14 protein-coding genes and 1 other annotated feature are annotated in these 16,858 nt (G+C 55.0%); of the genes, 8 read left to right on the top strand and 6 right to left on the bottom strand.

Annotated elements, in window-relative coordinates; all coding sequences use genetic code 11:
• Positions 1-301 precede the first annotated feature (301 nt).
• Both cysB and topA read right to left on the bottom strand, forming a co-directional pair.
• Positions 302-1,276, bottom strand: coding sequence for an HTH-type transcriptional regulator CysB (gene cysB, locus WFN75_RS08240; RefSeq protein ID WP_040075362.1), 975 nt, complete (start codon positions 1,274-1,276; stop codon positions 302-304).
• A gap of 187 nt (positions 1,277-1,463) precedes the next feature.
• Positions 1,464-4,061: a type I DNA topoisomerase gene (gene topA, locus WFN75_RS08245; RefSeq protein WP_336996003.1), complete on the bottom strand. Its 2,598-nt coding sequence runs from the start codon at positions 4,059-4,061 to the stop codon at positions 1,464-1,466.
• 398 nt (positions 4,062-4,459) lie between these two features.
• Here topA and WFN75_RS08250 point away from each other — a divergent pair, with 398 nt between their 5' ends.
• Positions 4,460-4,711: a YciN family protein gene (locus tag WFN75_RS08250; protein WP_040075359.1), complete on the top strand. Its 252-nt coding sequence runs from the start codon at positions 4,460-4,462 to the stop codon at positions 4,709-4,711.
• Between the two features lie 30 nt (positions 4,712-4,741).
• Here the strand turns inward: WFN75_RS08250 and sohB are convergent, their stop codons facing one another.
• Positions 4,742-5,788 (bottom strand): protease SohB, encoded by a 1,047-nt coding sequence (sohB, locus tag WFN75_RS08255; RefSeq protein WP_040075358.1) that lies wholly within the window; start codon positions 5,786-5,788, stop codon positions 4,742-4,744.
• Positions 5,789-6,035: 247 nt separating this feature from the next.
• On the opposite strand from sohB, the gene WFN75_RS08260 reads away from it, so the two are divergent.
• Together WFN75_RS08260 and cobO are read left to right on the top strand one after the other, a co-directional pair.
• Positions 6,036-6,797: a YciK family oxidoreductase gene (locus WFN75_RS08260; RefSeq protein WP_040075357.1), complete on the top strand. Its 762-nt coding sequence runs from the start codon at positions 6,036-6,038 to the stop codon at positions 6,795-6,797.
• On the top strand, positions 6,794-7,384 hold the full coding sequence (gene cobO / locus WFN75_RS08265) for a cob(I)yrinic acid a,c-diamide adenosyltransferase (protein ID WP_336996004.1): 591 nt from the start codon (positions 6,794-6,796) through the stop codon (positions 7,382-7,384). Before WFN75_RS08260 ends, cobO begins: the two co-directional genes overlap by 4 nt.
• A 31-nt stretch (positions 7,385-7,415) precedes the next feature.
• Here cobO and rluB read toward each other — a convergent pair whose 3' ends face one another.
• The 3 genes from rluB to rnm all read right to left on the bottom strand — a co-directional run bounded on the left by rluB (position 7,416) and on the right by rnm (position 9,892).
• Positions 7,416-8,291, bottom strand: coding sequence for a 23S rRNA pseudouridine(2605) synthase RluB (gene rluB, locus WFN75_RS08270; RefSeq protein ID WP_040075355.1), 876 nt, complete (start codon positions 8,289-8,291; stop codon positions 7,416-7,418).
• A 102-nt stretch (positions 8,292-8,393) separates the two neighbouring features.
• A complete protein-coding gene (locus WFN75_RS08275; RefSeq protein ID WP_040075354.1) occupies positions 8,394-9,014 on the bottom strand; it encodes an L-threonylcarbamoyladenylate synthase in 621 nt (206 codons plus the stop codon).
• Positions 9,011-9,892, bottom strand: coding sequence for an RNase RNM (rnm, locus tag WFN75_RS08280; protein ID WP_286809127.1), 882 nt, complete (start codon positions 9,890-9,892; stop codon positions 9,011-9,013). The genes WFN75_RS08275 and rnm overlap by 4 nt, the downstream gene beginning before the upstream one ends.
• Positions 9,893-10,051: 159 nt before the next feature.
• Positions 10,052-10,147 (top strand) — a sequence feature (Trp leader region).
• Positions 10,148-10,170: 23 nt separating this feature from the next.
• Between rnm and WFN75_RS08285 the strand changes: the two genes are divergently transcribed.
• From WFN75_RS08285 to trpA, 5 genes are read left to right on the top strand one after another with little or no spacing between them, the layout of a single operon-like run.
• A complete protein-coding gene (locus WFN75_RS08285) occupies positions 10,171-11,733 on the top strand; it encodes an anthranilate synthase component 1 (RefSeq protein WP_336996005.1) in 1,563 nt (520 codons plus the stop codon).
• Positions 11,733-13,328, top strand: a complete 1,596-nt coding sequence (gene trpD / locus WFN75_RS08290; RefSeq protein ID WP_040075349.1) for a bifunctional anthranilate synthase glutamate amidotransferase component TrpG/anthranilate phosphoribosyltransferase TrpD — start codon at positions 11,733-11,735, stop codon at positions 13,326-13,328. The genes WFN75_RS08285 and trpD overlap by 1 nt, the downstream gene beginning before the upstream one ends.
• Positions 13,329-13,331: 3 nt before the next feature.
• A complete protein-coding gene (trpCF, locus tag WFN75_RS08295) occupies positions 13,332-14,690 on the top strand; it encodes a bifunctional indole-3-glycerol-phosphate synthase TrpC/phosphoribosylanthranilate isomerase TrpF (RefSeq protein WP_336996006.1) in 1,359 nt (452 codons plus the stop codon).
• A gap of 10 nt (positions 14,691-14,700) precedes the next feature.
• Complete coding sequence (gene trpB, locus WFN75_RS08300) at positions 14,701-15,894, top strand: tryptophan synthase subunit beta (protein ID WP_040075347.1); 1,194 nt, start codon at positions 14,701-14,703, stop codon at positions 15,892-15,894.
• Positions 15,894-16,700, top strand: a complete 807-nt coding sequence (gene trpA, locus WFN75_RS08305) for a tryptophan synthase subunit alpha (protein ID WP_336996007.1) — start codon at positions 15,894-15,896, stop codon at positions 16,698-16,700. Before trpB ends, trpA begins: the two co-directional genes overlap by 1 nt.
• Positions 16,701-16,858: the final 158 nt, after the last annotated feature.

The raw sequence follows: 16,858 nt of genomic DNA on the forward strand, positions 1-16,858 counted from the left end.
ATACCAAACAATCGGCATAAGTAATCATGGTTGAGATAAATCCTAAAAGAACTTTAGACGAAAATCCAGTGAATTTACGAATCCTAAGCCATTAAATAGTTAATCTTTTGACCGGAAATAAATAATTGAAACGAAGAATTTGCGAAGCGGGATAATATTTTCTACTTTTGTCGCAAATTTGCGACAGTTTAGTCTGGCGAAGGGAGAAATTGGGCGGGTTAAACGAAGATGATGATAATTCTAATTTAGGTTAAGCCATTAAAGACGGTATCTTTCCGCAGGGGAAAGATACCGGATGTGATTATTTTTCCGGAAGTTTAATATCTTTAAACATCGCTTCGATATCTTCATTCGAGCGTAACGCGACGGCGGTATCCACCACATCGCGCGTCAAATGAGGCGCGAAACGTTGAATGAAATCATACATGTAACTGCGCAAGAAGGTGCTTCGACGGAAACCGATTTTGGTTGTACTGTGGCTAAATACGCCCTGCGCATCCAGACGGACTAAATCCGGATCGGAGACGGGATCGACCGCCATACTGGCAATCACCCCTACCCCAAGCCCCAGACGAACGTAGGTTTTAATGACGTCGGCATCAGTGGCGGTAAAGACGATACGCGGCGTCAGCCCCGCACGATTAAATGCGGTATCCAGCTCTGAGCGCCCGGTAAAGCCAAAGGTGTAGGTCACCAGCGGGTACTGGGCCAGTTCCTCAATAGAGACGGAGCTCTTCGCCGCTAAGGGGTGATCCGGGGTCACTACGATAGAGCGGTTCCAGTGATAGCAAGGCAGCATGACCAGATCGTCGTATAAGTGCAAGGCCTCCGTGGCAATCGCAAAGTCAGCATTGCCTTTCGATACCGCCTCGGCAATTTGCGTGGGCGAACCCTGGTGCATATGCAGTGATACGCGCGGATAACGCTCAATGAAGCCCTTAATAACGCCTGGCAGGGCATAACGCGCCTGGGTGTGGGTCGTCGCAATATAGAGCGAACCTTTATCAGGCCAGGTGTGTTCGCCCGCCACGGATTTGATGGCATCCACTTTGGATAGCACTTCGCGCGCAATACGAATAATTTCCTGTCCGGCGGGGGTAACCTGCGTCAGGTGTTTACCGCTACGGGCAAAGATTTGGATGCCCAGCTCATCTTCAAGCATACGCACCTGCTTGCTGATACCGGGCTGGGAGGTATAAAGACCTTCTGCGGTCGAAGAGACATTGAGGTTGTGATTAACGACCTCAACAATATAGCGAAGCTGCTGTAGTTTCATGCCAGACCATCCGATTTAACGCACACGGGCAATCGCTTAAGACGATTTGATAATAAGAAAGGGGTTAACTATAACCACTATATCATTTATATCATCACTGTATAGTACGGAACTAAAAATAATAAGAATGTAATAAAAAAGGGCCGGAGATCCGGCCCTTTTACAGGTAAGTTACGGTATGTAAAGGTTATTTCTTACCTTCAACCCATTTACCGTCAACGAAGAATGCAGACCAGCCAGTGGCTTTGCCCTCTTTTTCCGCTGCAACATACTGCTGTTTCGTTTTACGGCTAAAGCGGACCACGGTCTTATTCCCTTCTGGATCCTGCTGCGGCGCTTCAGCCAGGTAACGCAGTTTTTCCGGCAAGCGGTCGCGGAAGCGGTACAGCTCTTCCACTAATGGCGCGCGGGTTTCGCGAGATTTCGGGAAGGTGTTAGCCGCCAGGAAGACCCCTGCAGCACCGTCGCGCAGTACGAAGTAAGCGTCCGATTTTTCGCATGGCAGTTCAGGCAGCGGAACCGGATCTTCTTTCGGCGGCGCCACTTCACCGTTACGCAGAATCTTACGCGTATTTTTACACTCGTCGTTTGTACAAGCCATGTATTTGCCAAAACGCCCCATTTTCAGGTGCATTTCAGAACCACATTTTTCGCACTCTACAATCGGGCCGTCATAGCCTTTGATACGGAACTCGCCCTCTTCGATCTCGTATCCATCGCAGGTTGGGTTATTACCACAAACGTGCAATTTGCGTTTCGGATCGATCAGGTAGCTGTCCATCGCCGTGCCACATTTTTGGCAACGACGTTTGGCGCGCAACGCGTTGGTCTCTGCGTCATCACCTTCCAGTACGTTAAGAACTTCGTTCTCTGGCACCAGGTTAATGGTGGTTTTGCAACGCTCTTTCGGCGTCAGCGCGTAACCGGAGCAGCCCAGGAAGACGCCGGTTGTCGCAGTACGGATACCCATTTTGCGGCCACAGGTCGGGCAATCGATGCTGGTCAGCACCATCTGGTTCGGCTGCATGCCGCCCTCTTCCGGCGCCTTTTCCGCTTTATCCAGCTGAAGGGTGAAGTCGCTGAAGAAGCTATCGAGCACCTTCTTCCATTCCGCCTGATGGTTCGCCACCTGATCGAGACGATCCTCCATCTGGGCGGTAAAGTCGTAGTTCATCAGCTCGCGGAAGTTGTCTTCCAGACGATCGGTGACAATTTCTCCCATCTTCTCGGCGTAGAAACGACGACTCTCAACGCGTACATAGCCGCGGTCCTGGATGGTGGAGATGATTGACGCGTAAGTCGACGGACGACCAATACCGCGTTTTTCTAACTCTTTAACCAGTGACGCTTCGCTAAAACGTGCCGGCGGCTTAGTAAAGTGCTGAGCCGGGGTTAATTCAACCAGCGAGAGTGTGTCGCCCTTATTCACTGCTGGCAGAGTGCGGTCTTCATCACCTTTACGCAGCGCAGGCATCACTTTAGTCCAGCCGTCGAAGCGCAGAATGCGACCGCGCGCTTTCAGGCGGAAATCACCCGCAGCAACGGTCAAGGTTGTGGAGTCGTACTGGGCCGGGTTCATCTGGCAGGCAACAAACTGACGCCAGATCAGTTGATAAAGTTTCTGCGCGTCCGCTTCCATATCTTTCAGCGATTCAGCGGAGACGGCTACATCAGAAGGACGAATCGCTTCGTGCGCTTCCTGAGAGTTTTCTTTGCTCGCATACTGGTTCGCACTCTCCGGCAGATATTTCTTACCGAAGTTATCGCTGATGTAATCCCGCACCATGCTCACAGCATCCTGACTGAGGTTCGTCGAGTCAGTACGCATATAGGTGATGTAGCCTGCTTCATACAGACGCTGCGCCATCATCATGGTTTTCTTCACGCCGAAGCCCAGACGGGTACTTGCCGCCTGCTGCAGGGTGGAGGTGATAAATGGTGCGCCAGGCTTGCTGGAGGTCGGTTTGTCTTCACGCTCCACCACGTCGTAACGTGCTTTTTCCAGCAGCGCCACGGCAGCCATGGTCTGGTCGCGGTTTTCCGGACGAAACGGCTTGTCGTTCTGATGCGTGACTTCCAGCGGCAGTTCATCGCCAGCCGGGGTAGTAACGTTGGCATTGATATCCCAGAACTCTTCCGGGACGAATGCTTTAATCTCACGCTCGCGCTCTACGACCAGGCGTACCGCTACTGACTGAACACGTCCGGCGGACAGCCCACGGGCAATTTTTTTCCACAGCAGCGGAGAGACCATGTAACCCACAACGCGGTCCATAAAACGACGGGCCTGTTGCGCATTTACACGATCGATATTCAGTTCGCCCGGCTTTTCAAACGCCTGACGAATCGCATTCTTGGTAATTTCGTTAAATACGACACGGCTATAGCGTGTCTCGTCGCCACCGATGATCTCCCGCAGGTGCCATGCAATGGCCTCCCCTTCGCGGTCAAGGTCGGTTGCGAGATAGATGTGGTCTGCTTTTTCAGCCAGCTGTTTCAGCTCGTTGACAACTTTCTCTTTTCCTGGCAGCACTTCATATTGTGCCTGCCAGTCATGCCAGGGATCGACCCCCATGCGGTTGACGAGCGCACTACGTTCATCCTTTTTAGGCTTTTTAGCCCCTTTGGTGGAGGTAGAGTCTGCGCTCTTTTTACTGGCTGAGCCACTGGTCGGCAAATCGCGGATATGACCGACGCTGGACTTAACCACGTAGTCACTACCCAGATACTTATTGATCGTTTTGGCTTTTGCCGGGGACTCAACGATAACGAGAGCTTTACCCATAATCACCTTTACCTAATTTGTTTCTTCCAGGAATACGTCGCACGTAATTTCACCTTCCACTGGCGACGAGCCATTTATATTGCGACATCCCCGGTGGATATCAACCCCCTGTGGTTTCCGGACGACTACGCGTCTTTCTCCAGGCGGTTGAGTTAACGGGCTTTTTCTCGCATCAACGTGACTGCACGACGAAGTTTAGGTCGAATGTCAAGCAAATCTATTGCCAGAATGACGAAAGCGCACACTCTACCTGATATAATTCGTTACGCAACTTTATTAGCATGCAAAAGCAAATCTCGCCAGCGGGGTCAGCAGGATAAACCCACTGCTAAAACAGGGAAAATTTGCCCACTTCATCGCTGCGGCGTAGACTATTGCAACTGTTTAAGGAGTGGATTATGCAGCAAACGACCCAACCTGTTGACCGAGCCACGTTGCTCGCAGAAGCAAATAAACTGATTCGTGAACATGAAGACACCCTGGCTGGCATTGAAGCCACGGGCGTCGAGCAGCGCAACGGCGTGCTGGTGTTCAGCGGTGAGTATTTCCTTGATGAGCAAGGGCTTCCAACCCCAAAAAGCACCGCGGTGTTTAATATGTTTAAATACCTGGCGCATACGCTCTCGGAAAAGTATCACCTTGTTGATTAAAAAACGCGAGGCCTTGGCCTCGCGTTTTAGTTACAGCAGCGGTTTTTGACCGCGCTGAAGCCAGCGTAGCAGAAGGCGATCGGCGCTCTCAGCCGCGCTGTTGGTGAAGCGGTCAGTCAGGCGTTTACGCTGGACAAACCGTACCCCTACCAGTTCATGGTTTTCCATCAGGCCCAGCAGCAGATCGTCGCTGGTCCCCACTTCGTCAACCAGCCCTTTCTCCTGCGCCTGGACACCGTACCAGTGCTCACCGGTTGCAACCTGGTCGATATCCAGTGATGGACGCATCTGCTTAACGAAATCTTTAAACAGATGATGGGTTTCATTAAGATCTTCGCGAAACTTCTGCCGTCCCTCTTCGGTGTTTTCACCTAACAGCGTCAGGGTACGTTTGTACTGCCCCGCCGTGTGCAACTCGATATCAATATCTTTGCTTTTCAGAAAGCGGTTGAAGTTAGGGATCTGCGCTACCACGCCAATCGACCCGATAATCGAGAATGGCGCCGCGACAATTTTGTCCGCCACGCAGGCCATCATGTAGCCGCCGCTTGCCGCGACTTTGTCGACCGCGATCGTCAGAGGGATCTGCTTGTCACGTAAGCGCTGCAGCTGTGAGGCTGCCAGGCCATAACCGTGCACCACCCCACCAGGGCTTTCGAGTCGTACCACCACTTTATCTTGCGGTTTGGCAACGGCAATAACAGCAGTTACCTCTTCACGCAGGGAAGCCACCTCATGCGCATCCATACTCCCTTTAAAATCCAGCACATAAACGCGCGGTTTTGTCGGCTCGTCTCGCTGTTCCTGTTTAGCCTTCGCTTTAGCGGCTTTGGCTTCCTGCTTGTGTTTCTTCTTCTGGGCTTTATGCCACAGCTTTTGCTGATGTTTGTCGAGCAGGGAGACCGACATATCTTCCTGCATTTCGCTGTACTGCTCGCTCAAACGGGTAATACGTAACTCGCCGCGCTGACGCTTGCGCTGCGTCAGGTTAACAATGAGAACTGCGATTATCGCAATGGCAATTACCACCGTTGCGATTTTCGCCAGAAATAAACCATATTCAGAGAGTAATTCCACGCGTCCACCTTGATTTAACCACTTGTTTTCGCACCCAGTGTACAACAGCCATGGCCGGGCGTCTCGCTTGTGAAGTTACCCTTGCGATCGCGCTTCCGGAATGGTTAAACCGCCGCGAAATGTTTGCAAATTGTTAATTTCACTACCAAGTCTCCGGTAGACTGATTGAAATCACGCGCGCTTTCGGGCATAAACCCGAAAAGCGTAGAGAGCAGACGCAGATAACATGCGTGCCAGAGGAGTTACCGTGCACTATCAACCGAAAAAAGATCTACTGCAAAACCGTATTATTTTGGTCACCGGCGCCAGCGACGGCATTGGCCTTGAAGCAGCCTTGACCTATGCCCGCCACGGCGCCAGCGTGATCCTGCTGGGCCGTAACGAAGAGAAATTACGCGCTGCGGCCGACGATGTCGCCCAGGTGAGCCCGCATCCGGTGCGCTGGTATACACTGGATCTCCTGACCTGCACCCCTGAGAGCTGTCAGGCCCTGGCGCAACGCATTGCCGCCCACTACCCTCGCCTCGATGGGGTGCTGCATAACGCCGGTTTACTGGGGGAAGTGCGCCCGATGGATGAACAGGATCCGGTGTTGTGGGAGCAAGTGATGCAGGTCAACGTCAACGGTACTTTTTTCCTGACTCAGGCACTGCTTCCTTTATTACTGAAGTCAGACTCTGGCTCGCTGGTCTTTACCTCTTCCAGCGTTGGCCGTCAGGGGCGTGCCAACTGGGGCGCTTATGCCGTCTCGAAATTCGCTACTGAGGGGATGATGCAGGTTCTGGCAGAAGAGTATCAGAGCCGTCATCTGCGCGTGAACTGTATTAACCCAGGAGGTACGCGTACTAAAATGCGTGCCAGCGCATTCCCGACGGAAGATCCGGACAAACTCAAAACACCTGCCGACATTATGCCTCTCTATTTATGGCTGATGGGCGATGATAGCCGCCGGAAAACCGGTATGACTTTTGATGCCCAACCGGGCCGTAAACCAGGGATTTCCCAATGAGTGATGATCGTCATCAGCAGCGCCAGCAGCGGTTAAAAGAACAGGTCGACGCCCGCGTTGCCGCCGCTCAGGATGAGCGTGGAATTATTATTGTCTTTACGGGCAATGGTAAGGGTAAAACCACCGCCGCGTTTGGCACCGCCACTCGCGCCGTCGGTCACGGTCAAAAGGTCGGCGTAATCCAGTTTATTAAAGGCGAATGGCCAAACGGCGAGCGTAATCTGTTGGAACCGCATGGGGTAGAGTTTCAGGTGATGGCAACCGGGTTTACCTGGGACACGCAAAACCGGGAGACTGACACCGCCGCCTGCCTGGCGGTCTGGCAGCATGCCGAGCGGATGCTGGCTGATCCCAACCTGAACATGGTGCTGCTGGATGAGATTACCTATATGGTGGCCTACGACTATCTGCCGCTTGAAAGGGTCATCACCGCGCTGCAAAACCGGCCAGCTCATCAGACGGTGATAGTGACCGGGCGTGGTTGTCACAGAGATATTCTGGAGATAGCAGATACCGTTAGTGAGCTACGTCCGGTCAAACATGCGTTTGATGCGGGGGTGAAAGCGCAAATCGGTATCGACTATTAAGAAAAAACCCGGCAATGCCGGGTTTGATTTTTTAACCGTTATTGTTACGGCTGCCTGAGCGGCGACCGGTGCTCACCTGGCTGTGGCGCTTCACCGCACGGCGGATCTGGTTCGCCTTCATGCGACGGCGATCTTTCTCTACCGCCACCTTGGAGGTGGTTTCCGGCGTCAGCCCCACCAGCTCGCGCAGGTAGTTCGTCTGGGTTAAATCCAGCTCGGTGTAACCACCGCGTGGCAAACCTTTTGGCAGCAGGATGTCGCCGTAGCGCACGCGAATCAGGCGGCTGACCTGCACGCCCACGGCTTCCCACAGACGGCGCACTTCACGGTTACGGCCTTCGGTCAGGGTCACGTTGTACCACTGGTTGATGCCTTCACCGCCGGTGAATTTGATGGTTTTAAATGCTGCCGGACCATCTTCAAGCTGCACACCGCGCGACAGGTCGCGCACTTTATTGTCGTCGACTTCACCAAACACGCGTACCGCGTATTCACGCTCAACTTCACGACTTGGGTGCATCAGACGGTTGGCCAGTTCACCATCGGTAGTGAAAAGCAGCAGCCCGCAGGTGTTAACGTCCAGACGGCCCACGGCAATCCAGCGCGCACCGCGCAATTTCGGCAGACGATCGAAGACGGTAGGACGCCCTTCAGGATCGTTACGGGTACAGAGTTCGCCTTCTGGCTTATAGTAAGCCAGCACGCGGCAGATCTGCTCCGCCGACTCTTTTACCGAGATCAGATGTCCGTCGATACGGATCTTCAGACCCGGTACGATCTCAACGCGATCGCCCAGCGTAGCGATTTTGCCGTCTACACTGACGCGACCTGCTTCAATAATGGTTTCGATTTCACGGCGTGAACCGTGGCCAGCACGCGCCAGCACTTTCTGTAATTTCTCGCTCATTGAGCTTCCTTCAGGTGTCGCCTTCACAGGCGTCGAACAGGATTCATTATAGCGGGATAACACCGCAATAATGATGGCCGCGTAGTATAGCGGCTTACATCCTTACAAGAAAGGCTTAACGTCACCCACACCTTCACGGATAACAGTTGGCCCTTCGTCGGTTAGATCGATCACCGTTGTCGGCTGTTGACCCAGGTAACCGCCGTGAATAATCAAATCCACCACTTTCTCCAGACGGTCTTTGATCTCTTCCGGGTCTGACTCGGTAAATTCGCTGCCCGGTAGCATCAGGGATGTCGAGAGCATCGGCTCGCCCAGTGTTTCAAGCAACGCCTGTGCAATGGGGTTCGACGGCACACGCATACCGATTGTTTTACGCTTCTCTTGCAGAAGACGACGAGGTACCTCTTTAGTCCCTTTCAGGATAAAGGTGTAGTTGCCAGGGGTGTTATTTTTAATCAGGCGAAACGCCACGTTGTCCACATAGGAGTAGGTGGAGAGCTCCGAGAGATCGCGACACATCAGGGTAAAATTGTGCCCGTCCGGCAGCTGGCGAATGCGGCAAATACGCTCCATCGCCCCTTTGTCTTCGATCTTGCAGCCCAGCGCGTAACCGGAGTCCGTGGGATAGACGATAACGCCGCCCTTACGCACAATCTCCACCGCCTGGTTAATCAACCGCGCCTGCGGGTTATCCGGATGGATATAGAAAAATTGACTCATACTTCCCTCTCTTTATTTGGCTCGGGCTGTTCCCAGAGCTGCCACACCGGCTCGACGCCTGCGGGTAACCACAGCTTGCGGCCCAGCTCTATCCACGGACAAGGCTGATGAAAATCGGAGCCTTGCGAGGCCAGTAAACCGAACTGTTGGGCATAAGTTGCAAGTTGTGTACGCTCATTGGGGGCTTGCTGGCACTGTGCGACTTCCATCGCATCGCCGCCCTGTTCCGCGAACCAGGCCAGCAGCCTTTTCAGCCACTTGGCGGAGAGGTTATACCGTGCCGGATGGGCCAGTACCGCCTTACCGCCAGAATGATGAATGACATCAATAGCTTGTTCTATTGTACACCACTGAGGAGGAACGTATCCGGTTTTCCCCCGCGCCAGGTATTTTTTGAAAACATCGGCGATGTTATTGGCCTTCCCCGCTTCCACCAGAAAACGGGCGAAATGACCCCGGGTTACAGCCCCGCCTCCCGCCAGCCGAAGCGCCCCTTCCAGCGCGCCTGGGATATGTGCTTTTTCCAGGCGTTCGGCAATCAACGCAGCCCGCTGGTTACGGCGGTTTTTTTGTTCGTCCAGAAATTCGCACATCAGCGGGTTCTCAATGTCGATATTCAGACCAACAATGTGAATCTCATGATTTTCCCAGAGAGTGGAGATCTCCACGCCTGAGATTAAGGTTAACGGCAGTTGGCTGCGGGTAATTTCCGCCCGTGCTGCCGGGATCGCCTCGGTGGTATCGTGATCGGTTATTGCCAGGGTGCCCACGCGCATCTCATGGGCGCGATGAACTAACTCTTCGGGCGTAAGCAGGCCGTCCGAGGCCTTTGTGTGGCTATGTAAATCGTAGATCACTGCATAATTCGTGTCGCTCAAAGCGGCTCCCGTCACTATTTTCATCTCTTTGCGCTCACTATGATAACGGTATGCCGTGAATAACTGAAATCGGGGGTTGACATTCAACCATCGAACTAGTTAACTAGTACGCAAGTTCACTTTTTAAGGTATCGGCAAATGACCCTCTCTTTCTCTCAGCATGGTTGGTGGCGCACTTCCTGAATTTACGGGCAGTGTCAGACGTTTGCGTCGCGCATACAGATACCAGGCCCGCCACAGAGCGGGCTTTTTATTGAACAGAATATGAGAACACACTAATGCAAACAGCCAAACCAACCCTCGAACTGCTTACCCGGGACGCAGCCTATCGCCATAATCCAACGGCTCTGTTTCATCAGCTCTGCGGCGCTCGCGCGGCCACCCTGCTGCTGGAATCCGCCGATATCGACAGCAAAGATGATCTCAAGAGTTTGCTGCTGGTAGACAGCGCTTTGCGGATCACCGCCATGGGTGACGTTGTCACTATCCAGGCGTTATCGGCTAACGGCGCGGCATTGTTACCTTTACTGGATAGCGTCCTGCCCGCTGGCATTGAAAATGAACAACGCCCGGACGCCCGCGTTCTGCACTTCCCGCCGGTAAGCCAACTGCTGGATGAAGATGCCCGCCTCTGCTCATTATCGGTCTTTGATGCCTTCCGCCTGTTGCAAAACCTGGTCAATGTGCCGGAAGACGAGCGTGAAGCGATGTTCTTTGGCGGGCTGTTTGCCTATGACCTGGTCGCCGGTTTTGAAAATCTGCCTGACGTTGAACAGGGAAATCGCTGCCCGGATTACTGCTTCTACCTGGCAGAAACCTTACTGGTGATCGACCACCAGAAGAAAAGCACCCGTATTCAGGCCAGCCTTTTTACTCCCCTGACGGATGAGAAAGAGCGCCTCGAGCAACGTATCGCCCAGTTACAGCAGCAGATGACGGAAGAGCCTGCTTCTCTGCCGGTGCAACGCGTTGAGCAGATGCGCTGCGAATACAGCCAGACCGACGACGAATTTGGCGTGGTCGTACGCCAGATGCAGAAAGCGATCCGCGCAGGCGAAATTTTCCAGGTGGTGCCATCCCGTCGCTTCTCGTTGCCGTGCCCTTCTCCGCTGGCAGCCTATGATGTGCTGAAGAAGAGCAACCCAAGCCCGTACATGTTCTTCATGCAGGACAACGACTTTACGTTGTTCGGCGCCTCGCCGGAAAGCTCCCTGAAATATGACGCCACCAGCCGTCAGATTGAAATCTATCCAATCGCCGGGACTCGTCCGCGGGGTCGTCGTGCGGACGGCACGCTTGATCGCGACCTGGACAGCCGTATTGAGCTGGAGATGCGTACCGATCAAAAAGAGATGTCTGAACATTTGATGCTGGTTGATCTGGCGCGTAACGACCTGGCGCGTATCTGCACGCCGGGCAGTCGCTACGTGGCGGATTTGACCAAGGTCGACCGTTACTCTTTCGTGATGCACCTGGTCTCCCGCGTGGTCGGCGAGCTGCGGAGCGATCTGGACGTGCTGCACGCCTATCGGGCCTGCATGAACATGGGCACCCTGAGCGGCGCGCCAAAAGTCCGCGCCATGCAGCTTATCGCTCAGGCAGAGGGACGCCGCCGCGGTAGCTATGGCGGCGCGGTAGGTTACTTCACGGCCCATGGCGATCTGGATACCTGCATCGTCATCCGCTCCGCTTACGTTGAAGATGGTATCGCTACCGTTCAGGCTGGCGCTGGCATCGTTCTTGATTCCGTACCGCAGTCTGAAGCCGACGAAACCCGCAATAAAGCCCGCGCCGTACTGCGCGCGATTGCCACCGCACATCACGCACAGGAGATTTTCTGATGGCTGACATTCTGCTGCTCGATAATATCGACTCCTTTACTTACAACCTGGCGGATCAGCTGCGTGCCAACGGCCACAATGTGGTGATCTACCGTAATCACGTCCCGGCTCAGACCTTAATTGAGCGCCTGGCCACCATGCAGAACCCGGTGCTGATGCTCTCTCCGGGCCCGGGTGCGCCAAGCGAAGCAGGCTGTATGCCAGAACTGCTGACCCGTATGCGCGGTAAACTACCGATTATCGGTATCTGCCTCGGCCATCAGGCGATTGTGGAAGCCTACGGCGGCTACGTCGGCCAGGCGGGCGAAATTCTGCACGGCAAGGCATCCAGTATTGAACACGACGGCCAGGCGATGTTTGCCGGGCTGATGAACCCGCTGCCGGTGGCGCGTTACCACTCGCTGGTGGGCAGCAACATTCCGGCGGGTCTGACCATTAACGCCCATTTCGAGGGAATGGTGATGGCTGTTCGTCATGACGCCGACCGCGTCTGCGGCCTGCAGTTTCACCCGGAATCCATTCTGACCTCGCAGGGGGCTCGCCTGCTGGAGCAGACGCTGAACTGGGCGCTGCAAAAACTGGAGCAGACGAATACCCTACAACCTGTTCTGGAAAAACTGTACCAGGCGCAGACCCTGAGCCAACAAGAGAGCCACCAGCTGTTCTCCGCCGTGGTACGCGGTGAGCTGAAACCCGAGCAGCTTGCAGCCGCCCTGGTGAGCATGAAAGTCCGTGGTGAAAGCCCGCAGGAGATCGCTGGCGCAGCAACCGCCCTGCTGGAAAACGCTGCGCCTTTCCCGCGTCCGGATTATCGCTTTGCCGATATCGTGGGTACCGGCGGCGACGGCAGTAACAGCATCAATATCTCCACCGCCAGCGCCTTTGTGGCTGCCGCCTGTGGTATCAAGGTGGCTAAACACGGCAACCGTAGCGTCTCCAGCCGTTCCGGCTCATCCGATCTGCTGGCCGCATTTGGCATCAACCTCGACATGAATGCTGAAAAGTCTCGCGCTGCGCTGGACGAACTGGGGGTCTGCTTCCTGTTCGCGCCGAAGTACCACACCGGTTTCCGCCATGCTATGCCGGTGCGTCAGCAGCTGAAGACCCGTACCCTGTTTAACGTGCTGGGGCCGCTGATTAACCCGGCACACCCTCCGCTGGCGCTGATTGGTGTTTACAGCCCTGAACTGGTACTGCCCATAGCTGAAACACTGCGCATGCTGGGATATCAGCGTGCAGCCGTGGTTCACAGCGGCGGCATGGACGAAGTGTCACTGCATGCCCCTACCCTGGTGGCAGAACTGAATGATGGCGAAATTAAGAGCTATCAGCTTGAGGCGAGCGATTTTGGCTTAACGCCTTACCATCAGGAGGCGCTGGCAGGCGGTACCCCGGAAGAAAACCGTGACATTCTCACCCGCCTGTTACAAGGTAAAGGTGAAGCCGCTCATGAGGCTGCCGTCGCCGCCAATGTCGCCATGCTGATGCGTCTGCACGGCGAGGAGGATCTTAAGGCGAATGCGCAAAAAGTTATCGACGTGTTGCGCTCTGGCGCAGCATACGACCGTGTGACCGCACTTGCGGCAAGAGGGTAATTCATGCAGACCGTTTTAGCGAAAATCGTTGCCGATAAGGCTATCTGGGTAGAAGCCCGTAAGGCGCAGCAGCCGCTCGCCAGCTTTCAGAACGAGGTGGTCCCCAGCAGCCGTCGATTCTACGAAGCCCTGCAGGGCGCACGGACGGCATTTATCCTGGAGTGCAAAAAAGCCTCTCCGTCCAAAGGGGTGATCCGCGACAACTTCGACCCGGCCACCATCGCCGGAATTTATAAACACCATGCGTCGGCGATTTCTGTTCTGACGGATGAGAAGTATTTCCAGGGCAGCTTTGATTTTCTGCCTGTCGTCAGCGGTATCGCGCCGCAGCCGATTTTGTGCAAAGACTTTATCATCGATCCTTATCAGATCTGGCTGGCGCGTTTCTATCAGGCCGACGCCTGCCTGTTGATGCTCTCGGTGCTGGATGACGAGCAGTATCGTCAACTGGCGGCCGTCGCCCACAGCCTTAACATGGGCGTGCTGACGGAAGTGAGTAATGAAGAGGAGCTGGAGCGCGCCATTGCGCTGGAGGCCAAAGTGGTGGGGATTAATAATCGCGATTTGCGCGATCTCTCCATCGACCTCAACCGTACTCGCGAGCTCGCGCCGCGCCTGGGTGCCGGGGTAACGGTCATCAGCGAATCGGGGATCAATACCTATGCCCAGGTGCGTGAGCTGAGCCACTTTGCCAACGGTTTTCTGATTGGCTCCGCCATGATGGAGCAGGCTGACCTGAGCGCCGCCGTGCGCCGGGTGCTGTTAGGTGAGAATAAGGTTTGCGGACTGACGCGCCCGGAAGATGCCGCTGCGGCACATGCTGCTGGCGCGATCTATGGCGGGCTCATTTTCGTCGCCTCCTCCCCGCGGGCGGTAGATATCGCGCGCGCCCGTGACGTCATGGCCGCCGCGCCGCTGCGGTATGTTGGCGTATTCCGCGATGCCGCTATTGCCGACGTTGCCGCAACAGCCAGAGCGCTGAACCTGACCGCCGTTCAACTGCACGGCAGTGAAGATCAAGCCTATATAGACGCGCTGCGCGAAACGCTGCCTGAACAGGTCGACATCTGGAAAGCGCTGAGCGTAGGTGATGCCCTGCCCGTACGTAACCTGCAACACGTGACCAAATATGTGCTGGATAACGGCCAGGGCGGTACCGGGCAACGTTTCGACTGGTCACTGCTAACCGGCGAGAAGCTCGACAATGTTCTTCTCGCGGGGGGGTTAGGTCCGGATAACTGTGTAGAGGCCGCTAAAGCGGGCTGTGCAGGACTCGATTTCAATTCAGGCGTCGAATCGCAGCCAGGCATTAAAGATGCCAGCAAACTGGCTTCGGTGTTTAAAACGCTGCGTGCATATTAAGGAAGAGAAGATGACAACATTACTTAACCCCTATTTTGGTGAGTTCGGTGGCATGTATGTGCCACAGATCCTGATGCCCGCGCTGCGCCAGCTGGAAGAAGCCTTTGTTAGCGCGCAAAAAGATCCTGCGTTTCAGGCCGAATTTACCGACCTGCTGAAAAACTACGCCGGTCGCCCGACCGCGCTGACCAAGTGCCGCAACCTGACGGAAGGGACGAAGACGACCCTTTACCTGAAGCGTGAAGATCTGCTCCACGGCGGCGCGCACAAAACGAACCAGGTGCTGGGACAGGCGCTGCTGGCAAAACGGATGGGCAAAACCGAGATTATCGCCGAAACCGGTGCCGGTCAGCACGGCGTTGCCTCTGCCCTTGCCAGCGCCCTGCTCGGCCTGAAATGCCGCATCTATATGGGGGCTAAAGACGTGGAGCGCCAGTCGCCGAACGTCTTCCGGATGCGTTTAATGGGTGCGGAGGTGATTCCGGTACATAGCGGCTCCGCAACCCTGAAAGATGCCTGTAATGAAGCGCTGCGCGACTGGTCTGGCAGCTACGACACCGCCCACTACATGCTGGGCACGGCGGCGGGCCCTCACCCGTTCCCGACCATTGTGCGCGAATTCCAGCGCATGATTGGCGAAGAGACCAAAGCGCAGATCCTCGAAAAAGAGGGGCGTTTGCCGGATGCGGTCATCGCCTGCGTTGGCGGTGGATCTAACGCCATCGGCATGTTCGCCGACTTTATCGATGAAACCAGCGTCGGACTGATTGGCGTTGAACCGGCCGGGCACGGTATTGAAACCGGCGAGCACGGTGCGCCGCTGAAGCATGGCCGCGTGGGGATTTATTTCGGTATGAAGGCGCCGATGATGCAGACTGAGGAGGGGCAGATCGAAGAGTCCTACTCTATCTCTGCCGGGCTGGATTTCCCGTCCGTGGGGCCGCAGCACGCGTTCCTGAACAGTACCGGTCGTGCGGATTACGTCTCTATTACCGATGACGAAGCGCTGGAAGCTTTCAAAACGCTCTGTCGCAGCGAAGGTATTATCCCGGCACTGGAGTCCTCGCACGCGCTGGCCCATGCCCTGAAAATGATTAAGGAAAACCCGGAAAAAGAGCAGCTGCTGGTGGTTAACCTTTCCGGTCGCGGTGATAAAGATATCTTCACCGTTCACGATATTTTGAAAGCACGAGGGGAAATGTGATGGAACGTTACGATAACGTATTTGCTGAGCTCAAAGCACGCAAGGAAGGCGCATTTGTTCCCTTTGTGACCCTGGGCGATCCGTCGCCTGAACACTCTTTAACAATTATCGACACGCTGATTGAGGCCGGTGCCGACGCGCTGGAGCTGGGGATCCCCTTCTCCGATCCCCTGGCTGATGGCCCGACCATCCAGAACGCGACTCTGCGCGCCTTTGCCGCCGGTGTCACCCCGACCCAGTGTTTTGAAATATTGGCAACCGTTCGTCAGAAATACCCGACCATTCCGATTGGCCTGCTGATGTATGCCAATCTGGTCTTTAGTCGCGGGATTGATGCGTTTTATGCCGAATGCGCTCGCGTGGGTGTGGACTCGGTACTGGTGGCAGACGTGCCAGTGGAGGAGTCTGCGCCGTTCCGTCAGGCGGCGATGCGTCATAACGTGGCGCCGATTTTTATCTGCCCGCCTAATGCCGACGACGAACTGTTGCGCCAGATTGCCTCTTATGGCCGCGGCTATACCTATCTGCTCTCTCGTGCAGGGGTAACCGGCGCAGAGAATAAAGCCGCGCTCCCTCTGCATCACCTGGTCGCAAAACTGGCCGAATATAATGCGGCACCGCCGCTTCAGGGATTTGGCATCTCTTCACCGGACCAGGTTAAAGCGGCCATCGAGGCGAAGGCCGCAGGGGCGATCTCCGGCTCGGCGATTGTCAAAATCATCGAGAACAACCTCAACAGTCCTGACCAGATGCTCAGCGAGCTGAAAACCTTTGTTAGCAGCATGAAAGCAGCAACACGTGGCTGATAACCTCCTCGCCGTCTGAAATTTTCAGGCGGCGTTTCGCATAAATTGATCCCGTCGAGCTTTACGGCTTTTTTCTCTTTTCAAACGCCATTCCCGGCGTATCATCCCCTCTTCTTTTACGGCTAACGCCCCTAATCCTTCTGAGTTCAGAGGTTTAT

The organism is Leclercia sp. UBA7405, from assembly GCF_037152215.1.
Lineage (GTDB): Bacteria > Pseudomonadota > Gammaproteobacteria > Enterobacterales > Enterobacteriaceae > Enterobacter > Enterobacter pneumoniae.

Bases quoted from the DNA above. Each gene is read 5' to 3' on its own strand.
- rluB (WP_040075355.1), bottom strand. From the start codon at position 8,291: ATGAGCGAGAAATTACAGAAAGTGCTGGCGCGTGCTGGCCACGGTTCA.
- WFN75_RS08285 (WP_336996005.1), top strand. From the start codon at position 10,171: ATGCAAACAGCCAAACCAACCCTCGAACTGCTTACCCGGGACGCAGCC.
- trpA (WP_336996007.1), top strand. From the start codon at position 15,894: ATGGAACGTTACGATAACGTATTTGCTGAGCTCAAAGCACGCAAGGAA.
- trpB (WP_040075347.1), top strand. From the start codon at position 14,701: ATGACAACATTACTTAACCCCTATTTTGGTGAGTTCGGTGGCATGTAT.
- cobO (WP_336996004.1), top strand. From the start codon at position 6,794: ATGAGTGATGATCGTCATCAGCAGCGCCAGCAGCGGTTAAAAGAACAG.
- WFN75_RS08250 (WP_040075359.1), top strand. From the start codon at position 4,460: ATGCAGCAAACGACCCAACCTGTTGACCGAGCCACGTTGCTCGCAGAA.
- trpD (WP_040075349.1), top strand. From the start codon at position 11,733: ATGGCTGACATTCTGCTGCTCGATAATATCGACTCCTTTACTTACAAC.
- WFN75_RS08275 (WP_040075354.1), bottom strand. From the start codon at position 9,014: ATGAGTCAATTTTTCTATATCCATCCGGATAACCCGCAGGCGCGGTTG.
- trpCF (WP_336996006.1), top strand. From the start codon at position 13,332: ATGCAGACCGTTTTAGCGAAAATCGTTGCCGATAAGGCTATCTGGGTA.
- cysB (WP_040075362.1), bottom strand. From the start codon at position 1,276: ATGAAACTACAGCAGCTTCGCTATATTGTTGAGGTCGTTAATCACAAC.
- topA (WP_336996003.1), bottom strand. From the start codon at position 4,061: ATGGGTAAAGCTCTCGTTATCGTTGAGTCCCCGGCAAAAGCCAAAACG.